The following is a 16594-nucleotide window of genomic DNA, read 5'->3' on the forward strand; positions in this document are numbered from 1 at the left end:
AATTGATAATGGTATCATTGCTATAGATTAGAAGGATAATGATTGTATTTTTTGTATATCCATACAACAACGATAGCCGTTTCCGTCAGTGTTTTAAACACGCATCACTGCGAATTTTAATATCAATTAACAGAAGGTATAACAAGGTAAATAATGATATTCCCTGAATTGTTAAAGTTACTCTCTGCTGAGACTCATCTGGATATTAATGAAGCAATACATAGCGGCGGCTGCACCCTCCGCTTCGACAATAATATTGATATTACCTTTGAATATCACGATGGCCACGTCTATTTATTTTCGCCGGTAATGCAGATAACCAACGTGTTGCCTGATGATTTTTTTGCTTCTTTACTGCAAATTCATTTATTTGGCGTTGCCACCGGCCGCTGTTGGTTTGGTTATGATGCCGGGGGACAGCGGGTTTTATTATTTTGTCTGTTTGACCTGGATGGTATTGAGCCGGATAAGGCAATGGAACGCATTGAGACGCTAGTTGAGCAGGTACAATACTGGCAAGAAAATTTACCTAAAATCGGACAATTATCCAGCGTTAACCAGGGAGCATTTTCGGCCACCCAGCATTTTCAATCGCGGAGATAATAATGAATAGCGTTTCGTTGCCAAAATTTGGCGCCAGTATTGCCGCCTATAGTATATTGGATAAAAGTAACATACTAAATGGCCTGGCAAAACGGACTACCGGCGGCTCGGTCACACGTAATGTCCTGGCCAAAAAGATTATTACGGATACGGTCTCGCTGGCGCAGAATTTGGCTGTGTCCAACCGGATGCTCGGCAAACGCAGCGCTAGTATCGTTAACCAGGGACGCAGCGTATTGTTCGGCAATACGCGCCGGCAGGTCGAAGATGGCGTGGCTCCCCTGGTTGAGTTAATCCTGCAATCCAAGGGCCAGGGCGAATTTGCACAGAAAATGGCTTCCGGCGTTGCTCGGTATCTTGGCCCTTTATTGCTGCAAGATCATGCTTTGGAGCGCGTTCTGGTGGCGTTGAAACAACAGGACGGCGGAGAGAATGTCTTAAAACTCGCCCTGGATAATGCGTTATCCGGTTTTTTTGGCGGCAAGATAGTGTCAGCCACCTTTATGTCGGCACTGAAACGCGCCATATTAAATCGGCCTGAATATCAGCCAACGTCCCCATTGCACCATATGGCCGCCTGGAAGTTACACCAATCTTTGACTTCAGACCCTGGCTCATTGCCGCCACCGCCTTTCGGTCTACAGACCATAGAAGCCATCGCCGGGAAAATGCCGGGCCTGGTCACATCGGTTTGCCGCCAATTGGATAATCTGCAAAATTTATTGCAGTTGCCGCTGAGCGAAAAAGAGCTTTCTACCGTATATACTGAATGTTGGCCGAGTGATTTGGCGGTTACAGAAAATATTACCCCGAAAGACTTCGCCAGAATTGTCATGATGGCCCACGCTACCGATCAAAACGTTATCCTTGATATGAATGTCGCCAAGTTACCAGCCGGTGTGCGCGAACCTCTGCGACAGCAGTGTAAAAATATCAGAACATTCATATCCCGGTTGCCCGCGCCAGAAATTAAAGTGGCGCAGAACTGGTCTGGCGGTATTGAGTCCATATCGGCCAATCATGCTATAAACCATCCGCCATCATCAAAACTTGTGGATTTTATGCATGCCGATTTTCGCGTGCCGGTTCACCATCCCGCAGAAATTGCTTCTTATTTTGCTGATGGCGCATTCATTAACGCCTTTAAAGCGGGCATCGACCTGAAAGTGGATAACGCCCACCAAAGCTATGGCCGCTGGATACTGGGGATGGGCAATCAAGTTATTTCACATGCGAATAATATTTTTGGCAGCCAGCATGGGCTAACCCATGCGCAACTGCGTCAATTAGCGCAATTATCGGAAATCGTCGATAATAATGCGATGAGCTTGATGGCCCTGAGCCGGTATCTGATCCCGGAAAGTATTACTCAATCCGTGCAGAAACAGGTGCTTGGTCAATTTACCTATCGGCAGCCGGACATGGTTCTTGCCAATGATATATGGATGAAAATCGAAAAGCCCGAAGTCGGCTTTGTGGTAAGCAAACAAAATGGGGTAGATATTGATATTACCTTGAAATGGCCGGTGTCGGCGTATGGCAAGACTCCCCAGGCATTGAAAACCTTGGGACATAACCAAGGGAATATATCATCTACGGTAAAAATACATATGCTTTTTAATGAGAAAGGTCTTGAGAAACAGGAGATGAATGTTTCGGATACCCATATCTCTTTAAGAGAGGAGCTACTGGTTGACGCATCAAAGGATACCGGCACGGGTTCTCAGATAACGTTTCTTAATCGGGGCGTTTTAAAAACGGCTTTTGAAATGGTCTCGACATGTTAACCCGGCTAATCGCCATGACGTGTTAATGTTCATCAATAAACCTCTGCCGAATGCTAAAGTTAGTATTATAATGTTGTCATACCCCGTAACCTCTGGGTAGCGCCAACGGGGCTTTTTTGGTGCCTACTGGTTAATGATTGAAACAAGGTGAGATATTTTGAGTGCGACATACAAAGTGGCTTATGAACATAATGATGGGACCACGGCCCATGCCGAAGAACTGTTTTTAACCAGCGACAATCAGCTTACCGTTTTAAGCCCCGAGGTCTCGGAGGCGGTGAGTGAAGACACTGCAAGGTTTCATAAGGCCGGGTCCGCCGGTTTCCGCATCATTTCCGTGGTCGCGGTGCCTTAAGCCGCGGTCCGGGTCGGCCCTGCGGCGTTATCCTCCGGGCTTATCCATTGCGGCCGTGCCGGATAGGGTGATCCGCGTGGACATGCGCCCCCGACATAGGAAACGGCTGCACGTGATCTGGTTTGCGAAAAGATAGCGCCATATCATTGTCTAAGGGGTATTTCTCGGCTACAGTTGCGCTTTCTATCGTTGGGCATCTCAAGATGAATGATACTCGCCATCTGAACGCTCTGTTTGTGATTACTTTGCTGCTGTTTGCGCTGTCGAGGCTGTTTGCCGACGCGGACGGGTGGCGCGTGCCCGCGCTGCATAATATGACCAGCCCGCGGCAGATAAAACTCGATCAAATGGCGCAGCAGGCCATCAAGCACGCCGGATATCGCTGCCCGTCACCGAGCCGGCTACGTATGGACTGGGATGGGGATGTGCTGGTGAGCTGCGGCGACAACAGCGTTCTCTATCAATTGAAAGGCGTGCTAAACAGCAAAAAATTGAAAGTTGAAGTGGTGAACGACGATTAAACGGCGCTGATATCCCACCGGGCAGGCATTATTTAATACCGCCTTACCGCTGATAAAACGGATAGGTAAAAAACAATAAATGCAGCAGGTTTAGCGCAAAATGAAATAGCGTGGCCACCCACAGCCGGCCGCTCCATAACCAGCCCAGTCCGTAAATAACCCCCGCCAAACCCGCAAAGATCGCCAGCAGCGCGCCGCCGCCGATATGCGCAGCGCCAAAAATGGCGGCGGTGATAAATAATCCGGCATAATTGCCCAGCCAACCCGATAAGCGTTGCTGTAAATATCCGCGAAACAGCGCTTCTTCGGCCAGGGAAACAAAAAACAGATTTGCCAGAATAAAAGTCCACAACCACGGCGGATTATGCGGTTCAATGGCCAGCCCCCCCGTCCCCACGGCTAGCAAAAGTAGCAAGGGTACGCTGATTATCAGCAACAGCCAGTGCCAGCGGGGCTGGGTTGACGAGCGCCGATAATAAAATAGCGTCGGCAGGGCGGCTAACAGTAAAAACGGAATGATTGCTTTATCAAAATTAAAATATAGCGTTAACGGCGCGCTATGGGCCCCGGCCACCACGCCGTCCAATATCTTGGGATTGCTGAACCCCGGCGCCTTATGCAGGAACAGGGCCAGCGACGCCAGCACCAGCGCCGCTTCACGAACCACCGCCAAGGTTTGCTTATTCAACGGTGCGCGGGCGGTCCGCGCGATGACGGCGCAGGCTATGAGAAAACCGATGGCATAAAGGGTCAATACCCCTTGGAAATAGGCCCACGCCACGGCGGCGGATAATAAAAAAATTGCCGGATACCGCCGGAAGGGCAAAAAAGCCAGCGCAGCGGCAAGTAACACCCACATTATAACCCCCGTTTAACGTCCCTGTTAACGTTATGCGATCTAATAACGTTATTGTTTTGTGCTCAGTGTTTTATCATAGATTGAACGCGCTGGAAAAGTGAAATAAATAATTTATTATGCCGGATGAAAATCAATCCGTACCGCGGCCTGAATTCAGGGATAAATATTAATAGCGGCGGTTAAGATTAGACGGATAATGATTTTATCAATAATCAGTAAATTATATTTTATGCCTATTAATATCGCATGTCAGTATAGCCAGCGCATAGCACGCCCGCGGACTTTCAGAATTTAATTGATTTTATCTTATATTTTCAAGCGCCGGGCAACTATCGGCGCCTTATCTGGCTTCCTATCTTTTGTGGCACCGGCCGTTCAAAACACGTCATAGCGCTTAAAATTGTGATCTGCGTCACACAAAGTCATGTTATGCTGGCAGTGATTTCTCTGCGAATAACGATGGCAATGAGGTGTGGATATGATTACCAGTCTGCGTGTGGCGAGCGCGCTGCAGATGATTTTAAATATTGGCCTGGTATTCCTGGGCCTGATTCTGATCGTATTTTTAGGCAAGGAAACGCTTCACTTAGCTTGGGCGATGCTGAATACCGACGATCAGGCGTCCTCGTTTTTACTGATTGAAGGTATTGTAAATTATTTTCTTTATTTTGAGTTTATTGCGCTGATTGTGAAATATTTCCAGTCCGGTTACCACTTTCCGCTGCGCTACTTTGTCTATATCGGCATTACCGCCATTATCCGCCTGATTATTATCGATCATAAAAACCCGCAGGATACCCTCTTTTACTCGGCGGCGATCCTGATTCTGGTGATTACGCTGTGGCTGGCCAATAGCAATCGTCTTAAACGCGAGTAACCCGGGCGCGAAGCCGCCGCCGTTCAACGGCGGCGGACAGGCTACCGATAATCCGCCTTGGCCGCGGCGCAGTATTGCGCCGTCAGCCCTGGGCTATCAGCCACTCCCCTGACGCATTCGACGGCTCGGCGAGGGGAATGCCGGCGCGGTCAAAATGATACGTGCAGGTAAGGGGCCAGGGTAAAATACAGCAATAGGCCGCCGCCGCCGATATTGATGATTTTGGTCAGCAGGGCAAAATTGACTTTGGCCGCGGCGACAATAAGCAAATAACCGGCCACCACCAGCCAGACCGCCATGATGGCAATGTGAATCGATGCCAGAACGCCAAAATTCCACAGGGTCATTTGCGCCGCGGGCAAAAATTGCGGCGCCACGGCAAGGTATAATAAAATCGCCTTGGCGTTGAGCACATTCGCCGCGTACGCTTCCTTGATGCCGATGGCTTTGGCCCCGGCTTGCCCCGCCGCGGGCGCCCGGCTTAGGCCGGCGTTAATTAATTTTATCGCCAGGTAGGTTAAATAGAGCGTGCCGAAAAGCTTTATGCCGGTAAGTAAAACGCCATAATGGGCGACCAGGGTGGTGATGCCCAGCCCGGCTAAAAAGGCGTGGGTATAAATGCCCAGCGCCGTGCCGATTATCACCGTCGGCAGCCCGCGGGCGCCCTGGTTGACGGCATTGGTCATCCCCAGGGTAAAGCTGGCCCCGGGTGAGAGCGCTATGGGGAATATCGCCAGTAAAAAACCCGCCAGATCCATAAAGTAGCCCTCTCCCGTTAATTAATTGCCCAGATAGTATTTGCGGTATTCCGTCGGCGTGGTGTTAAGCTGCCGCAAAAAGGTGCGGCGCAGGATATCGACGCTGGAAAAACCGCATTCGGCAGCGATTTCTTTAGGCGCCGCCGGGCTTGATTCCAGTAAATAACGGGCTTTGGCCACTCTTTCCTGTTCCAGCCACTCCGCCGGCGTGGTGTTCAGTTCCTGCTGGAAAATACGCGTAAAATGGCGAACGCTCAGATTCATGTGCCCGGCGAGGGTTTTGACATTTTTTATCGCGTCGAGATGGGCGATCGCCCAGCGCTGGAGGTCCTGCAGCGACGAACGGCCCGCCAGCGACGTTCTGCCCCGACGGCTAAAATGGAGTTGGCCCACCGGGCGTTTAAAGAACATCACTAAATTGGCGGCAATCTCCAGCGCCACGTCCCGGCCGAGATCCTCTTCCACCATCTTCAGGGCCAAATCGAGGCCGGAGGTCACCCCCGCAGCGGTGCGCAGCGGCCCGTCGCACACATAAAGCTCATCGGGGTTCACCACTACCCGCGGATAACGGTTCGCCAGTTCTTCGGCCACCGCCCAGTGGGTAGTGACCCGGTAGCCGTCCAACAACCCGCAGCCGGCCAGGAGCAGCGCCCCGGTGCAGATGGAGCCATAACGCCGGCTGCGCCGGCACCAGGCCTGCAGCGCGGCCGCGACCGCCGGCGTCGGCGCGATGGCCCCGGCATTGGGGGCCCCCGCCACCAGAAAGGTATCGCACGACCCGAGCGGCTCCTGCAACGCGAGATCCGGCAGGATTTTAACGCCGGATGACGAGACGATGGTTTCATGGTTTAGCCCCATGACCCGTAATCGGTAGATTTCGCGCCCCAGCAGCGTATTGGCTTCGGCAAACACATCCAGGGGCCCGGAAATATCCAGCAGCTGTACACCCGGCCAGGCCAGGCAGACGATAAGTTTGCTCATTTGATAACTCCATGTCCGCTTAGCGCGTTTTGGCTTAAATCGTCGTAATGCGATGATTGATGACAGTCAGCATGAGCGATTATCTTAGCCAGGTCAATCCACCGGAGATCACTATCATGGCTTTTACTATTCACGGCATCCGCATCCCCGATACCCCAATGGCGCGGGAAGCGACGGAACTGGTACGCGACACCGAGTCTTCCTTACTGTTTCATCACTCCAGCCGCACCTATTATTGGGGCGCGCTGGCGGGACAACAGCGGGGACTGAAAGTCGATGGGGAATTACTGTATATCGGCTGTATGTTCCACGATATGGGGCTGACCCACGAGCATTGCAGCTGCGATAAGCGGTTTGAAGTGGATGGCGCCAATGCGGCCAGGGATTTTTTAACCCGCTACGGGATCGGCCAGGAGGATATCGATAAGGTCTGGACCGCCATCGCCCTGCATACCACGCCGGGGATCCCGGAATTCATGGCGCCGGAAATCGCCCTGGTGACCGCCGGCGTGGAAATGGACGTGCTGGGGATTAATTATACCGCCTATCCGGATGACATACGGCAACAGGTCGTGGCTGAACATCCCCGGACCCCGGCGTTTAAAGAAGATATCATCCAGGCGTTTTATGACGGCATCAAGCACAAGCCCGAGACTACCTTTGGCAATGTCAAAGCCAATGTCATCGCCGACAAGGAACCTGATTTTATTGCCGGCAATTTCTGTTCCATTATCCGCGCGTCGCGCTGGCAAGGATAAGCCGCGGCTTACGCCCGCCGTCAGCGGATTATCTTATCCAGGAAGGCCAGGCTTCGCCGCCAGGAATCGGCCGCGGCGTACGCATTGGCGGCGGGGGTGCCGCCGGCGGCCATGGTGATTCCCGACACCGCATGGGGTTTATTGATAAGCGTGGCGGGAACATACGGGGTGGCGATGCCGTGCCCGGCCAACGGGTAATCGAGATGGCCGACGCTATATTCATAGCCGCGATCCTCAAGCTGGCGTTTTATCCACCGGCAGTAGTCGGTGGACGGCCAGAACCCATCGTCCCCGCCGGAAATCAGCAGCACCGGGCAGCGCATATTTTCCACCGGGATGCGGGCGGCGGCCACCGCCGCCGCATTTTCCTGGGCGCGGGCGAATACCACGGCCTGGCGCCGCGGTTCGGGCGACGTATCCACCCTGCGCCAAACGTCCGGCAACTCGTTATTCCGCCAGACCGTCGGCACCGGGTTGCCCCGGTAGGTCCAGCAAGGCGCAAAGCGGCTTTCGCCCGGCCGGCCGGCCAGCAATACCCCATGGGTAACCGCGCTGGGCACATAGGCGATTACCGCCGAGACCCGGTCGGGAAACGTGGCGGCCAGCAGCAGCGATAATTCCCCGCCGCGCGATTGGCCGCTGAGCGCGACAAAGCCGTGGCGGGGTTGCAGCCGGCGGCGCACCCAGTCCAGGGCGTTGGCGAAATATTCCAGCGGCGTGGCCGAAATATACGCCGGCAGGCCGGGCGCGGCGAAATATCCCAGCGCCAGGGCCGCATAGCCGTGCGACGCCAGCAGCGCCGCCCGCTGGTGGTTAATGCCGCCGCCGGACCCATTGAGATAGATCACCGCCGGATGCGGCCCCGGCCCGGCGGGCGTGTACAGCCCGCCGACCACGCCGTCCTCTTCAATGCGGCGATAAGTCACGCCGTCGGCGAGCAGCTGCTGCACCAAAGGCGCCTCGGCTGTCTCCTCCACGCCATCGGCGGCGCGGACGCTGGCGCGGATCTGCACCGTTATCGGCGCCAGGGCGGCGGGATCGGCGGCGCCGGCGGGGGGCGCGACCTGCCGCTGCGACCAAAGTAAACCCTGGCCGTCGATGCCCTGGTAATCACCGGCGAGCGGGGCGTCGCGCAGCAAATCCACGCTGCCGTCGTCCGCCGCGGCAAAGCGCGCATGGCTGCGCCACGCCGCGCCATCGGCGGTGTGGGACTCAGCGTTGATCTCCACCAGGGCGCCGGGCTGCAAACCGGCTACGCGAATCTGGCGCGGTTGATCCACCGGCGCGACGGAGGGGGTAACGGCGAGGGTCAAAGCCATGATCAGTTCTCCTCGATTTTTGCGGCGCGGGCCTGTTGCCGTACGGCCTGTTGGTCGAAATGGTTGATCCCGGGGACCAGCGCATTGGTGAAAATCTTATCCACGGGCACGCTGGCGACGTCCAGCTCGCCCGCGTCATGCATTAGCGCCACGTAGCGGGCGATGGCGTCCAGATCGTATTCCCCCGGCACCAGGGGTTGCCCGTCAGGGGCATATAACGTGCGTTTTAGCCGGCGTTCCAGCAGGAACACGGCCTCTTTCAATCTGGCCTGATAGACATCGGCGGCAGGCTTGAGCTCGGGCTGCGCCTGCCAGAACGTCTGGACGCAATAGGCGGGATTGGCTTCGCAGGCCAGGGTCGCCTTGGTTATGGCGCGGGCGAAACCGGTGAGCATGGCGGGGCGCTCGCGCAGGGTATCGACATGGGCCACAAAACCGTTGCCGACCATGGAGGCGAACTCGGGCGGGTAGGAAAGCCGGCGTATTTTGGTGCCGCTTTGCTCCAGCATATCATGCCAGCTTTGGTTAAAGTTGAGTGCGTCCACCCGGCCTTCTTTCAGCGCCAGAAATCCCGCGCCCAGCGCGCCGGTGGCCACGACCTGAACGTCTTTATCGGGATTGAGGCCCTGTTTGGCGAGCACGGCGCGGGTTTGGGGAATCGACGCCCAGGTCAGCGCGCCGACGCCGATTTTTTTACCTTTCAGATCGGCGAGGGTTTTTATGGGGGAACTATCGAGCACGGCCAATTCCATCCCCCCGGAGGGCCGGGCGTTATAGAAAAACCGCACCGGCAGCGGCTGTTTGCCGGGGGCATAAGAGGACAGCACCGGCTCGGGCAGCGGGAACCCGATATCGATTTTTTTGGTGTAAACCTGCGGCAGAAGGGCGCCCGCGCCCTGGAATACAATGGTTTTCACCGCCAGATTTTCCGCTTTAAAATAGCCGAGTTTATCGGCGGCGCTATAAATGCTGCCGTCCACCACCGTCTGGGGGATATTCAGGCCGACGACGATATTGTCCACCGCCTGGGCCGCGAAGGTCATGGATAAACCGACCAGGGCGCCGAGTAGGGAAATGCTCTTCTTCATGGATTGCTATGCCTCATTAAGCTGTATCTCGTTAAATAATGTCTTTTTAACCGGCGCCGCTGTACCCGAACCGGACTGATGTTACCGCACCGTGCGCGTATCGTCGGCGCGGGGGACTTCCCAAAACACCACCCGCAGATGCAGCCAGCGAATACTTTGCGAACCGATAACGCCGATGATCGCCAGCAGGAATACGCCGGCAAACATGGTGCTGACATTTAAATTCGCCGCGGCGGCGCCGATCATATAACCCAGGCCGGCTTCCGATGAGACCAGTTCCCCCACCACGGCGCCAATCAGGGCCAGGGCGATGCCGATTTGCAGGCCGGCGAAAATATCCCCCGCCACCGACGGCAGTTTGACCTGGCGAAAGATATACCAGCGCGACGCGGAAAAGGCCCGGCAGGCATCAATCAGATCGGCATCAACCCGTTTAAAACCCACCAATGTATTAATAAATAAAGGGAAAAAACATAACAGCACTACCAGCACCACCTTGGAAGCAATGCCGAAGCCGAACCAGACCAGGATCAGCGGCGCCAGCGCGACTTTAGGCGTGGACTGAATGGCCACCAGCAGGGGATAAACGAATTTCTCGAAAGTCCTGGATTCCGCCAGCACGGCGCCGGCGATCAGGGCGAAAGTGCTGCCCAGCGCATATCCCATCAGCGTGGCCGATAAGGTGTAGCCGATATGCTTCCAGATAATCCCCTGGCGAAACAGATCGACCAGGGTGGCCCAGACGCTGGTGGGGGCCGGCACAATATATTCAGGGATGTTCAGCGACACCACGGCCAACTGCCACAGGGCCAGCAGCACGGCCAGGGTAATCAGCGGATACAGTATCGAAAGCAGGCGGTTCATAGGGTTTGCTCCACAAAATGCCGGCGCAGATGCCGGCAGGCTTCGCTGAATACCGGGGAATCGAGGGTTGCCAGCGACCGCGGCCGGGCCAGGGGAATGGGGTAGTCTTCAATGATTTTGCCCGGACGCGCCGACATTACCAGCACCCGATCCGAGAGAAATACCGCCTCCGGAATACTGTGGGTAATAAACAGCACCGACTTGCGGTCCTGTAGCCAGATACGCTGTAGTTCGAGAGTGAGTTTTTCCCGGGTCATGGCGTCCAGGGCGGCAAAAGGCTCATCCATTAACAATAATTCCGGATCGCCCAGCAGCATGCGCGCCAGGCCCACCCGCTGCTGCATGCCGCCGGACAATTCGTTGGGATAGTTATCGGCGAATTCACCCAACCCCATCAGATCCAGCAGCCCGGCGGCCCGGTCGCGGGCGGCCCGCATATCCAATTTCAGCGTGTGGGCCGGGAGCAGGATATTTTGCAGCACCGTTTTCCATGGCATCAGGGTCGGTTTTTGAAACGCCACGCCGATAGCGCGATTGGGGCCGGTGGACGGGGTGCCGGCAATGGCGATGCGGCCCGCCGAGGGTTGCAGCAGTCCGGCGGCGATTTTGAGCAGGGTGGATTTGCCGCAGCCCGACGGCCCGAGCAGCGTCACGAATTCTCCCTGGCCAATGCGCAGCGAAACCTGGTGCAACGCCTCGATGATCCCCCGGCGCGTGCGGTAGGTGACCGAAATGTTTTCCGCGGTCAGCGTATCGGGCGGCACGGCGAGGGATGGCGCCGGCCCGTTGACCGATGCCGGCAAGGAGGAGGAAACAGCAGCCATATGGAAATCCTTAACACATTCTGTGAGCAGCTCAGAGCGTCGGTCTGGGGTGGTTTGATGGGGTCCAGTATGTGAGGAAAATCGCCTATTCTCTAATAAATAAACCGGGATTGAATATGAGGAAAACGTATCAACTGGGCGGCTCAGCCGAGCTCTTTTAATACCTGGATAAAGGCCCTCAGCCCGGCGGGCACGTGGCGGTTGCCGGGGTAATAAAGATATAGCCCCGGGATCGTCGGGCACCACTCTTCCAATACGCAAACCAGCGCGCCGCTATCCCTATAGGGCCGCGCCACCGAATCGGGCACGTAGGCGATGCCCAGGCCGCGTGCGGCGGATAACGCCATCAGCGCCAGGTGATCCAGGGTCAGGTTGCCGGGCACGTCGACGGTTAGCTCCTGCCCGTTGCGGGCAAATTCCCAGCGGTAAAATTTGCCGCTGGGCATACGTATGCGGATGCAGGCGTGCATGTGCAGATCGTCAGGGGTTTGCGGCGTCTTGCGTCCGGCCAGGTAGCCGGGCGAGGCGACCGCCAGAAAACGCATGCCGGCGCCGAAGCGCACGGCAATCATATCCTGCGGTACGGATTCCCCCAGCCGGATGCCCGCGTCGAATCCTCCCGCGACAATATCCACCAGCTTGCCCTCGGTGCTCAGATCCACGGACATCTCGGGATAACGCGCCAGGAATACCGGAATAACCGATGCGAGCAATAGCCGGGCCGGCTCCTCGCCCGCATTGATTCGCAGCACCCCGCTGGGGCGATCGCGAAAAACATTCACCTCTTCGAGCGCTAAATCCAGATCGCGCAGCAGCGGGCGCAGGCGCGATATCAGGCGTTCCCCCGCTTCGGTGGGGGCAACGCTGCGCGTGGTGCGGTGCAGCAGCCGCACCCCCATATTTTGCTCCAGCACCCGCATCATATGGCTGAGCGTGGACGGAGAAAGCCCCAGTTCGTCCGCCGCCTTGCGAAAGCTGCGGTGGGCGGCGATGGCGGCCAGGGCTTTTAAATCGATCAGATCGGGTTTGGTCATTGCTGGTTAATTTTCACTAGTTCATCCCACATTATGCGGATAGTAGCATGGATAAGATGGAAATATACTGGCTGCCATCGCCGTCGTGACGGCATGGTTTAATCGAGGAAATGCATATGTCTAAAACCTGGTTTATTACCGGCACGTCTTCCGGCCTGGGACGGGAATTAACGGAGAAACTCTTGGCCCGGGGCGATCGGGTGGCGGCCACCCTGCGCAAGACCGACGCCCTCGCCGATTTGCAGGCGCAATACGGCGATCGCCTGTGGATCGCTCCGCTGGATGTCACTCAAATGGGGACGATACGCGCCGTGGTCGATCGGGCTTTTGCGCATTGGGGGCGCATCGATGTGGTGGTGAGCAATGCGGGTTATGCATTGTTCGGCGCGGGGGAAGAGGCCGGCGACGATCAGGTCCGCCGGCAAATCGATACCAATCTTACCGGTTCGATCCAGGTAATCCGTGCGGTTTTGCCCCATTTGCGCCGCCAGGGCGGGGGACGTATTTTGCAGGTATCGTCGGAGGGCGGGCAAATCGCTTACCCCAATTTTAGCCTGTATCACGCCACCAAATGGGGTATCGAAGGATTTGTCGAGGCGGTGGCGCAGGAAGTGGCCCCCTTTAAGATCGAGTTCACCCTGGTCGAACCCGGTCCCGCGCGCACCGGTTTTGCCGGGGGACTGGTACGCCCGCCGTCTATGGCGGAGTATGAATCTACGCCGGCGGGGGACGTACGCCGCGCCGTGGACAGCGGCTTATTCGCCATCAAGGGCGACCCGGTGAAAATGGTGCGCGAAATTATCGCCAGTACGGATCGCAGCCCCGCGCCCAGACGTCTTGCCCTGGGCAATGAGGCCTATGACCATATCCACGCCGCATTGACCCAAAGGCTGGCGGAGCTGGAGTCCCAGGAAGCCATCGCCCGCTCCACCGAGGCGGATGGCTAATCCGCCCGCCGCCAACGGCCCGCTAAGTCACCCGCGGGCCGTTATGCCTTTATCGGCCCGGCTTACTGCGATCCTTTTCACGTTTCGCAGATAAAGCCGTTTATTTTATCGCAGTTATGATCCAGCCCTTGAAGTTAAATTAATTCGATTGTTAATAACCCATATAAATATATAACTATTTATAGCGAAAATAGAGTTATAACGACAATGGGGCTATTCCCATATCCAGGGACATAAAGCAATGAGTGAAAAAATTCAGCTTCAAGAGCCGCAGGATAAAAACTTCATTAGCCTGAGAGAAACTTGGGAAGTGGAGTATTGGACCCAAACGCTGGGCGTGACCAAACAAAAACTCTCCGCCGCCATCCGGGCCGTGGGCAATGGCACCAAAGAGGTCAAAGAGCACTGCGGCAAGTAGGAAATGCTTTGCCGGCTAACTTAATTCATTAACCTCATTACACCCAGCATCCTTTGCGTTAAACTTCGGCAGTGGATTTTTCCCCACCCATGTTTAATGATTCAGGATAAATAATGAAGACCATTCTTGCTGCTGGCGCCGCTGCCAGCCTGATATTCGCCGCCACCTGCGCCCAAGCCGTCAGCGTCACCGGCGATATCGCCGAACATTACACTAATGTAGGGATCGGGTTCGGCACCACCACCCCCGGTCTCGCACTGAGCGGCAACTGGGCCCATAACGACGATAACGGCGATGCGGCCGGCCTGGGGCTGGGTTACAACATTCCGCTGGGCCCGTTTATGGCCACCGTGGGCGGCAAAGGCATGTATATGGGACCGAAAGATGGCGATGAAGGTTATGCCATCGCCCTGGGCGGCGGCTTGCAACTGCCGGTGGGGCATCTGTTCAGCCTGTATGGCGAATACTACTATTCACCCGATTCCCTCTCCAGCGGCGTGGAAAATTATACCGAAGCCAATGCCGGCCTGCGCCTGACCGCCATACCGCTGGTCACCGTCAGCGTCGGCTACCGCTATATGGCCATGGATGGTAAAGACGGCAATCGCGACAATATCCTGGCCGACGGGCCGTATATCGGCGGCGCCGTTAACTTCTAACCGGCGTTGCCGCCGTGCTTGCCCGCCTTGAGCGGGAAAGCACGGCGGCGTGCGGTATCACCTCCCGTCGGCGGTTTATTTATTAAACCGCGACATTTGCGCAATAATATCGCGCAGGCGTTCGCCCTGCATCAGGTGCCGGCTGCTGGGCCGCAGGTCCGGCGTGAAGGTTTCGAAGATCCCGCCCGGATAGACCACGTCTATTTGATCCGGCGACACCACCGCGTAATTATAATAGCTGCCGACAATCATATCGTCGGAGTGCGGCGCATCCGGGGTGAGCATATTACGGCCCACGCTGTAGGCGCGCATCGGCGTTTTAACGCCGGCAATCTGTTCCATCAGCGTCGGCACCACGTCAAAATGGCTGGTGCGCCGGGTAATATCACCGCCCGGGTTGCCGGGCATTTTCATAAACATCGGCACGTGAATTTGAACATCGCTGAAATTACTGCCGTGTCCCCAGTAGTTCTTTTTATGATCGTTGAACTCTTCCCCATGGTCAGAGGTAATGACCACCAAGGTATTTTTATCCAGCCCCGCCTGCGCCAGTTTTGTTAATATTTCGCCGATTAAACCGTCATCATAATAAAGCGCATCCCGATAACGATTGTGATATTCGGTGGGGTCGAAATCATTATTAAGTTTAATATGATCCACGCGTTCCCAATACGGCTTAAACGGTGTTGCCGCATCGGGCGGTAGATCGTAGCCATGGGCGGCGTCATAAAACAGGAAACCGAAAAACGGTTTTTTGCCGTCGCGCTGGTCGATGAACTGCTTGAAGTCATCGGTAATTTGCCGATCGCGCAGCGCGGGGGAAACGGCGCTGTTGCTGATAGTCAAATTGGGGATATGGGAAAACACCGTTCTGTCGAACGGCGGATGGTTAAGATCCGCCGAACCGTGAATGGCGAATTCATAACCTTCATCGGCCAGGGTCTGCATCAGCACCGGGCGCTGCCCGCTGTTGCGCACCGCCAGCCAATAGGTATCCGGCAGGCTATAGAACAGGCTGAAAATACCGGGCTCCGTGGCATTGCCGCCGCTGCGGTGTTGCCGGAAGCGCAGCGCCTGCTGCGCAAAGCGGTTCACATTGGGAGTGACCGCGGCATTGGCATCGTCATAGCGCCAGGCGTCGATCAGGATAAACAGCACGTTGGGCTGCTGCGCCGGTTTAGCGAACGTGATGGGCTGCAGCGGGTAATTTAATGTGCCCGCCGGCTCCGCCTGCAGATTATTTTCTTTATTCAGCGCCCGGGCGGGGTCCACCAGCCCCCAGGCCACCAGCCGGGATTTGGCCGTCAGCGGATAATACAGCGGGAAATCGTGGGTATAACTGGGAATGCGGGTTTTATAGTTGGCGTCGTCCCAGGCATGCATACCCTGGCTGACCAGGATACTGACCGCCAGCAGGCTATAACCGGGTGCCCTGAGGCGGGCGAGCGCCGGCACCCCCCGCGCCAGATAATTGAACAGCAGTTGCAGGGCCAGCAGCAGCAGTCCCAGACAGATGCCCACCAGCCAGGTGAACCAGGAAAGATCCACCACGTCGCGTCCTTCAAACAGCATTTCAAGCACGACGCCGTTGATATGAAACCGGTATTGGGCGAAGACCAGCGTATCAATCACCAGCAGCGCGGCGGCGCAGAACCCCACGATGACGCCCAGGCCGCGGAATAGCTTGCCGGGTAAAAAACATAGCAAGCCGTGGATGACCAGGCCCAGCAGGCAGAAAGCGCCAAATAAACCGTATTGGGTGGTCAGCAAATAGCTAATGGAGCGGATGTCGTCGCGGGGAATGGTAATCCACTGCCAATAACGGAAACTAATGGCGGTGAGTAAAAAAATATTGAGCAGCCAGAATACCGTGGCCCACTTTAGATTGGGTCTGATTGAACTGAAGGCATTCAATTTAAGCTTCATCGTCATAAATCCTGTA

The 16594-nt window shown here is 55.9% G+C and carries 17 protein-coding genes; 8 read left to right on the top strand and 9 right to left on the bottom strand.

Features of this window, described 5'->3' with window-relative positions; genetic code table 11:
* The first annotated feature begins 153 nt into the window (after window positions 1–153).
* The 3 genes from ACL2XP_RS03390 to ACL2XP_RS03400 all read left to right on the top strand — a co-directional run bounded on the left by ACL2XP_RS03390 (window position 154) and on the right by ACL2XP_RS03400 (window position 3266).
* Window positions 154–603 carry a type III secretion system chaperone gene (locus ACL2XP_RS03390; RefSeq protein ID WP_413737162.1) on the top strand — a complete coding sequence of 150 codons (450 nt, stop codon included), beginning with the start codon at window positions 154–156 and terminating at the stop codon, window positions 601–603.
* Window positions 604–605: 2 nt separating this feature from the next.
* The gene (locus ACL2XP_RS03395) at window positions 606–2390 is read left to right on the top strand and encodes a hypothetical protein (RefSeq protein WP_413737163.1); all 1785 of its coding nucleotides are present in this window, start codon (window positions 606–608) and stop codon (window positions 2388–2390) included.
* A gap of 558 nt (window positions 2391–2948) precedes the next feature.
* A complete protein-coding gene (locus tag ACL2XP_RS03400; protein ID WP_413737164.1) occupies window positions 2949–3266 on the top strand; it encodes a hypothetical protein in 318 nt (105 codons plus the stop codon).
* 43 nt (window positions 3267–3309) lie between these two features.
* On the opposite strand, the gene ACL2XP_RS03405 is transcribed toward ACL2XP_RS03400, so the two are convergent.
* Complete coding sequence (locus ACL2XP_RS03405; protein ID WP_413737165.1) at window positions 3310–4125, bottom strand: CPBP family intramembrane glutamic endopeptidase; 816 nt, start codon at window positions 4123–4125, stop codon at window positions 3310–3312.
* A 478-nt stretch (window positions 4126–4603) separates the two neighbouring features.
* Between ACL2XP_RS03405 and psiE the strand changes: the two genes are divergently transcribed.
* Window positions 4604–5002 carry a phosphate-starvation-inducible protein PsiE gene (gene psiE, locus ACL2XP_RS03410; RefSeq protein WP_413737166.1) on the top strand — a complete coding sequence of 133 codons (399 nt, stop codon included), beginning with the start codon at window positions 4604–4606 and terminating at the stop codon, window positions 5000–5002.
* 149 nt (window positions 5003–5151) lie between these two features.
* Here psiE and ACL2XP_RS03415 read toward each other — a convergent pair whose 3' ends face one another.
* Entirely contained in the window at window positions 5152–5760 is a 609-nt protein-coding gene (locus tag ACL2XP_RS03415) for a LysE family translocator (protein WP_413737167.1), read from the bottom strand.
* Window positions 5761–5781: 21 nt separating this feature from the next.
* Window positions 5782–6741: a GlxA family transcriptional regulator gene (locus ACL2XP_RS03420; protein WP_413737168.1), complete on the bottom strand. Its 960-nt coding sequence runs from the start codon at window positions 6739–6741 to the stop codon at window positions 5782–5784.
* Between the two features lie 116 nt (window positions 6742–6857).
* Between ACL2XP_RS03420 and ACL2XP_RS03425 the strand changes: the two genes are divergently transcribed.
* Complete coding sequence (locus ACL2XP_RS03425) at window positions 6858–7499, top strand: HD domain-containing protein (protein ID WP_413739073.1); 642 nt, start codon at window positions 6858–6860, stop codon at window positions 7497–7499.
* A gap of 20 nt (window positions 7500–7519) precedes the next feature.
* On the opposite strand, the gene ACL2XP_RS03430 is transcribed toward ACL2XP_RS03425, so the two are convergent.
* The 5 genes from ACL2XP_RS03430 to ACL2XP_RS03450 all read right to left on the bottom strand — a co-directional run bounded on the left by ACL2XP_RS03430 (window position 7520) and on the right by ACL2XP_RS03450 (window position 12628).
* On the bottom strand, window positions 7520–8818 hold the full coding sequence (locus ACL2XP_RS03430; protein ID WP_413737169.1) for an acyl-CoA thioester hydrolase/BAAT C-terminal domain-containing protein: 1299 nt from the start codon (window positions 8816–8818) through the stop codon (window positions 7520–7522).
* Between the two features lie 2 nt (window positions 8819–8820).
* Window positions 8821–9906, bottom strand: a complete 1086-nt coding sequence (locus ACL2XP_RS03435; RefSeq protein WP_413737170.1) for an ABC transporter substrate-binding protein — start codon at window positions 9904–9906, stop codon at window positions 8821–8823.
* 81 nt (window positions 9907–9987) lie between these two features.
* The gene (locus tag ACL2XP_RS03440) at window positions 9988–10770 is read right to left on the bottom strand and encodes an ABC transporter permease (RefSeq protein WP_413737171.1); all 783 of its coding nucleotides are present in this window, start codon (window positions 10768–10770) and stop codon (window positions 9988–9990) included.
* Entirely contained in the window at window positions 10767–11594 is an 828-nt protein-coding gene (locus tag ACL2XP_RS03445) for an ABC transporter ATP-binding protein (protein WP_413737172.1), read from the bottom strand. Before ACL2XP_RS03445 ends, ACL2XP_RS03440 begins: the two co-directional genes overlap by 4 nt.
* 143 nt (window positions 11595–11737) lie before the next feature.
* A complete protein-coding gene (locus ACL2XP_RS03450; RefSeq protein ID WP_413737173.1) occupies window positions 11738–12628 on the bottom strand; it encodes a LysR family transcriptional regulator in 891 nt (296 codons plus the stop codon).
* A 116-nt stretch (window positions 12629–12744) separates the two neighbouring features.
* On the opposite strand from ACL2XP_RS03450, the gene ACL2XP_RS03455 reads away from it, so the two are divergent.
* The 3 genes from ACL2XP_RS03455 to ACL2XP_RS03465 all read left to right on the top strand — a co-directional run bounded on the left by ACL2XP_RS03455 (window position 12745) and on the right by ACL2XP_RS03465 (window position 14652).
* On the top strand, window positions 12745–13575 hold the full coding sequence (locus tag ACL2XP_RS03455) for an SDR family oxidoreductase (RefSeq protein WP_413737174.1): 831 nt from the start codon (window positions 12745–12747) through the stop codon (window positions 13573–13575).
* 241 nt (window positions 13576–13816) lie between these two features.
* Window positions 13817–13993, top strand: coding sequence for a DUF3606 domain-containing protein (locus ACL2XP_RS03460; RefSeq protein WP_413737175.1), 177 nt, complete (start codon window positions 13817–13819; stop codon window positions 13991–13993).
* Window positions 13994–14106: 113 nt separating this feature from the next.
* Window positions 14107–14652: a YfaZ family outer membrane protein gene (locus ACL2XP_RS03465; RefSeq protein WP_413737176.1), complete on the top strand. Its 546-nt coding sequence runs from the start codon at window positions 14107–14109 to the stop codon at window positions 14650–14652.
* Window positions 14653–14727: 75 nt separating this feature from the next.
* Here ACL2XP_RS03465 and ACL2XP_RS03470 read toward each other — a convergent pair whose 3' ends face one another.
* Window positions 14728–16578, bottom strand: a complete 1851-nt coding sequence (locus ACL2XP_RS03470) for a DUF3413 domain-containing protein (protein ID WP_413737177.1) — start codon at window positions 16576–16578, stop codon at window positions 14728–14730.
* Window positions 16579–16594: the final 16 nt, after the last annotated feature.

This window comes from Sodalis sp. RH21 (genome assembly GCF_047324175.1).
In the GTDB taxonomy this organism is placed as follows: Bacteria; Pseudomonadota; Gammaproteobacteria; order Enterobacterales; family Enterobacteriaceae; genus Acerihabitans.

Bases quoted from the DNA above. Each gene is read 5' to 3' on its own strand.
- ACL2XP_RS03390 (WP_413737162.1), top strand. From the start codon at position 154: ATGATATTCCCTGAATTGTTAAAGTTACTCTCTGCTGAGACTCATCTG.
- ACL2XP_RS03395 (WP_413737163.1), top strand. From the start codon at position 606: ATGAATAGCGTTTCGTTGCCAAAATTTGGCGCCAGTATTGCCGCCTAT.
- ACL2XP_RS03400 (WP_413737164.1), top strand. From the start codon at position 2,949: ATGAATGATACTCGCCATCTGAACGCTCTGTTTGTGATTACTTTGCTG.
- ACL2XP_RS03405 (WP_413737165.1), bottom strand. From the start codon at position 4,125: ATGTGGGTGTTACTTGCCGCTGCGCTGGCTTTTTTGCCCTTCCGGCGG.
- psiE (WP_413737166.1), top strand. From the start codon at position 4,604: ATGATTACCAGTCTGCGTGTGGCGAGCGCGCTGCAGATGATTTTAAAT.
- ACL2XP_RS03415 (WP_413737167.1), bottom strand. From the start codon at position 5,760: ATGGATCTGGCGGGTTTTTTACTGGCGATATTCCCCATAGCGCTCTCA.
- ACL2XP_RS03420 (WP_413737168.1), bottom strand. From the start codon at position 6,741: ATGAGCAAACTTATCGTCTGCCTGGCCTGGCCGGGTGTACAGCTGCTG.
- ACL2XP_RS03425 (WP_413739073.1), top strand. From the start codon at position 6,858: ATGGCTTTTACTATTCACGGCATCCGCATCCCCGATACCCCAATGGCG.
- ACL2XP_RS03430 (WP_413737169.1), bottom strand. From the start codon at position 8,818: ATGGCTTTGACCCTCGCCGTTACCCCCTCCGTCGCGCCGGTGGATCAA.
- ACL2XP_RS03435 (WP_413737170.1), bottom strand. From the start codon at position 9,906: ATGAAGAAGAGCATTTCCCTACTCGGCGCCCTGGTCGGTTTATCCATG.
- ACL2XP_RS03440 (WP_413737171.1), bottom strand. From the start codon at position 10,770: ATGAACCGCCTGCTTTCGATACTGTATCCGCTGATTACCCTGGCCGTG.
- ACL2XP_RS03445 (WP_413737172.1), bottom strand. From the start codon at position 11,594: ATGGCTGCTGTTTCCTCCTCCTTGCCGGCATCGGTCAACGGGCCGGCG.
- ACL2XP_RS03450 (WP_413737173.1), bottom strand. From the start codon at position 12,628: ATGACCAAACCCGATCTGATCGATTTAAAAGCCCTGGCCGCCATCGCC.
- ACL2XP_RS03455 (WP_413737174.1), top strand. From the start codon at position 12,745: ATGTCTAAAACCTGGTTTATTACCGGCACGTCTTCCGGCCTGGGACGG.
- ACL2XP_RS03460 (WP_413737175.1), top strand. From the start codon at position 13,817: ATGAGTGAAAAAATTCAGCTTCAAGAGCCGCAGGATAAAAACTTCATT.
- ACL2XP_RS03465 (WP_413737176.1), top strand. From the start codon at position 14,107: ATGAAGACCATTCTTGCTGCTGGCGCCGCTGCCAGCCTGATATTCGCC.
- ACL2XP_RS03470 (WP_413737177.1), bottom strand. From the start codon at position 16,578: ATGAAGCTTAAATTGAATGCCTTCAGTTCAATCAGACCCAATCTAAAG.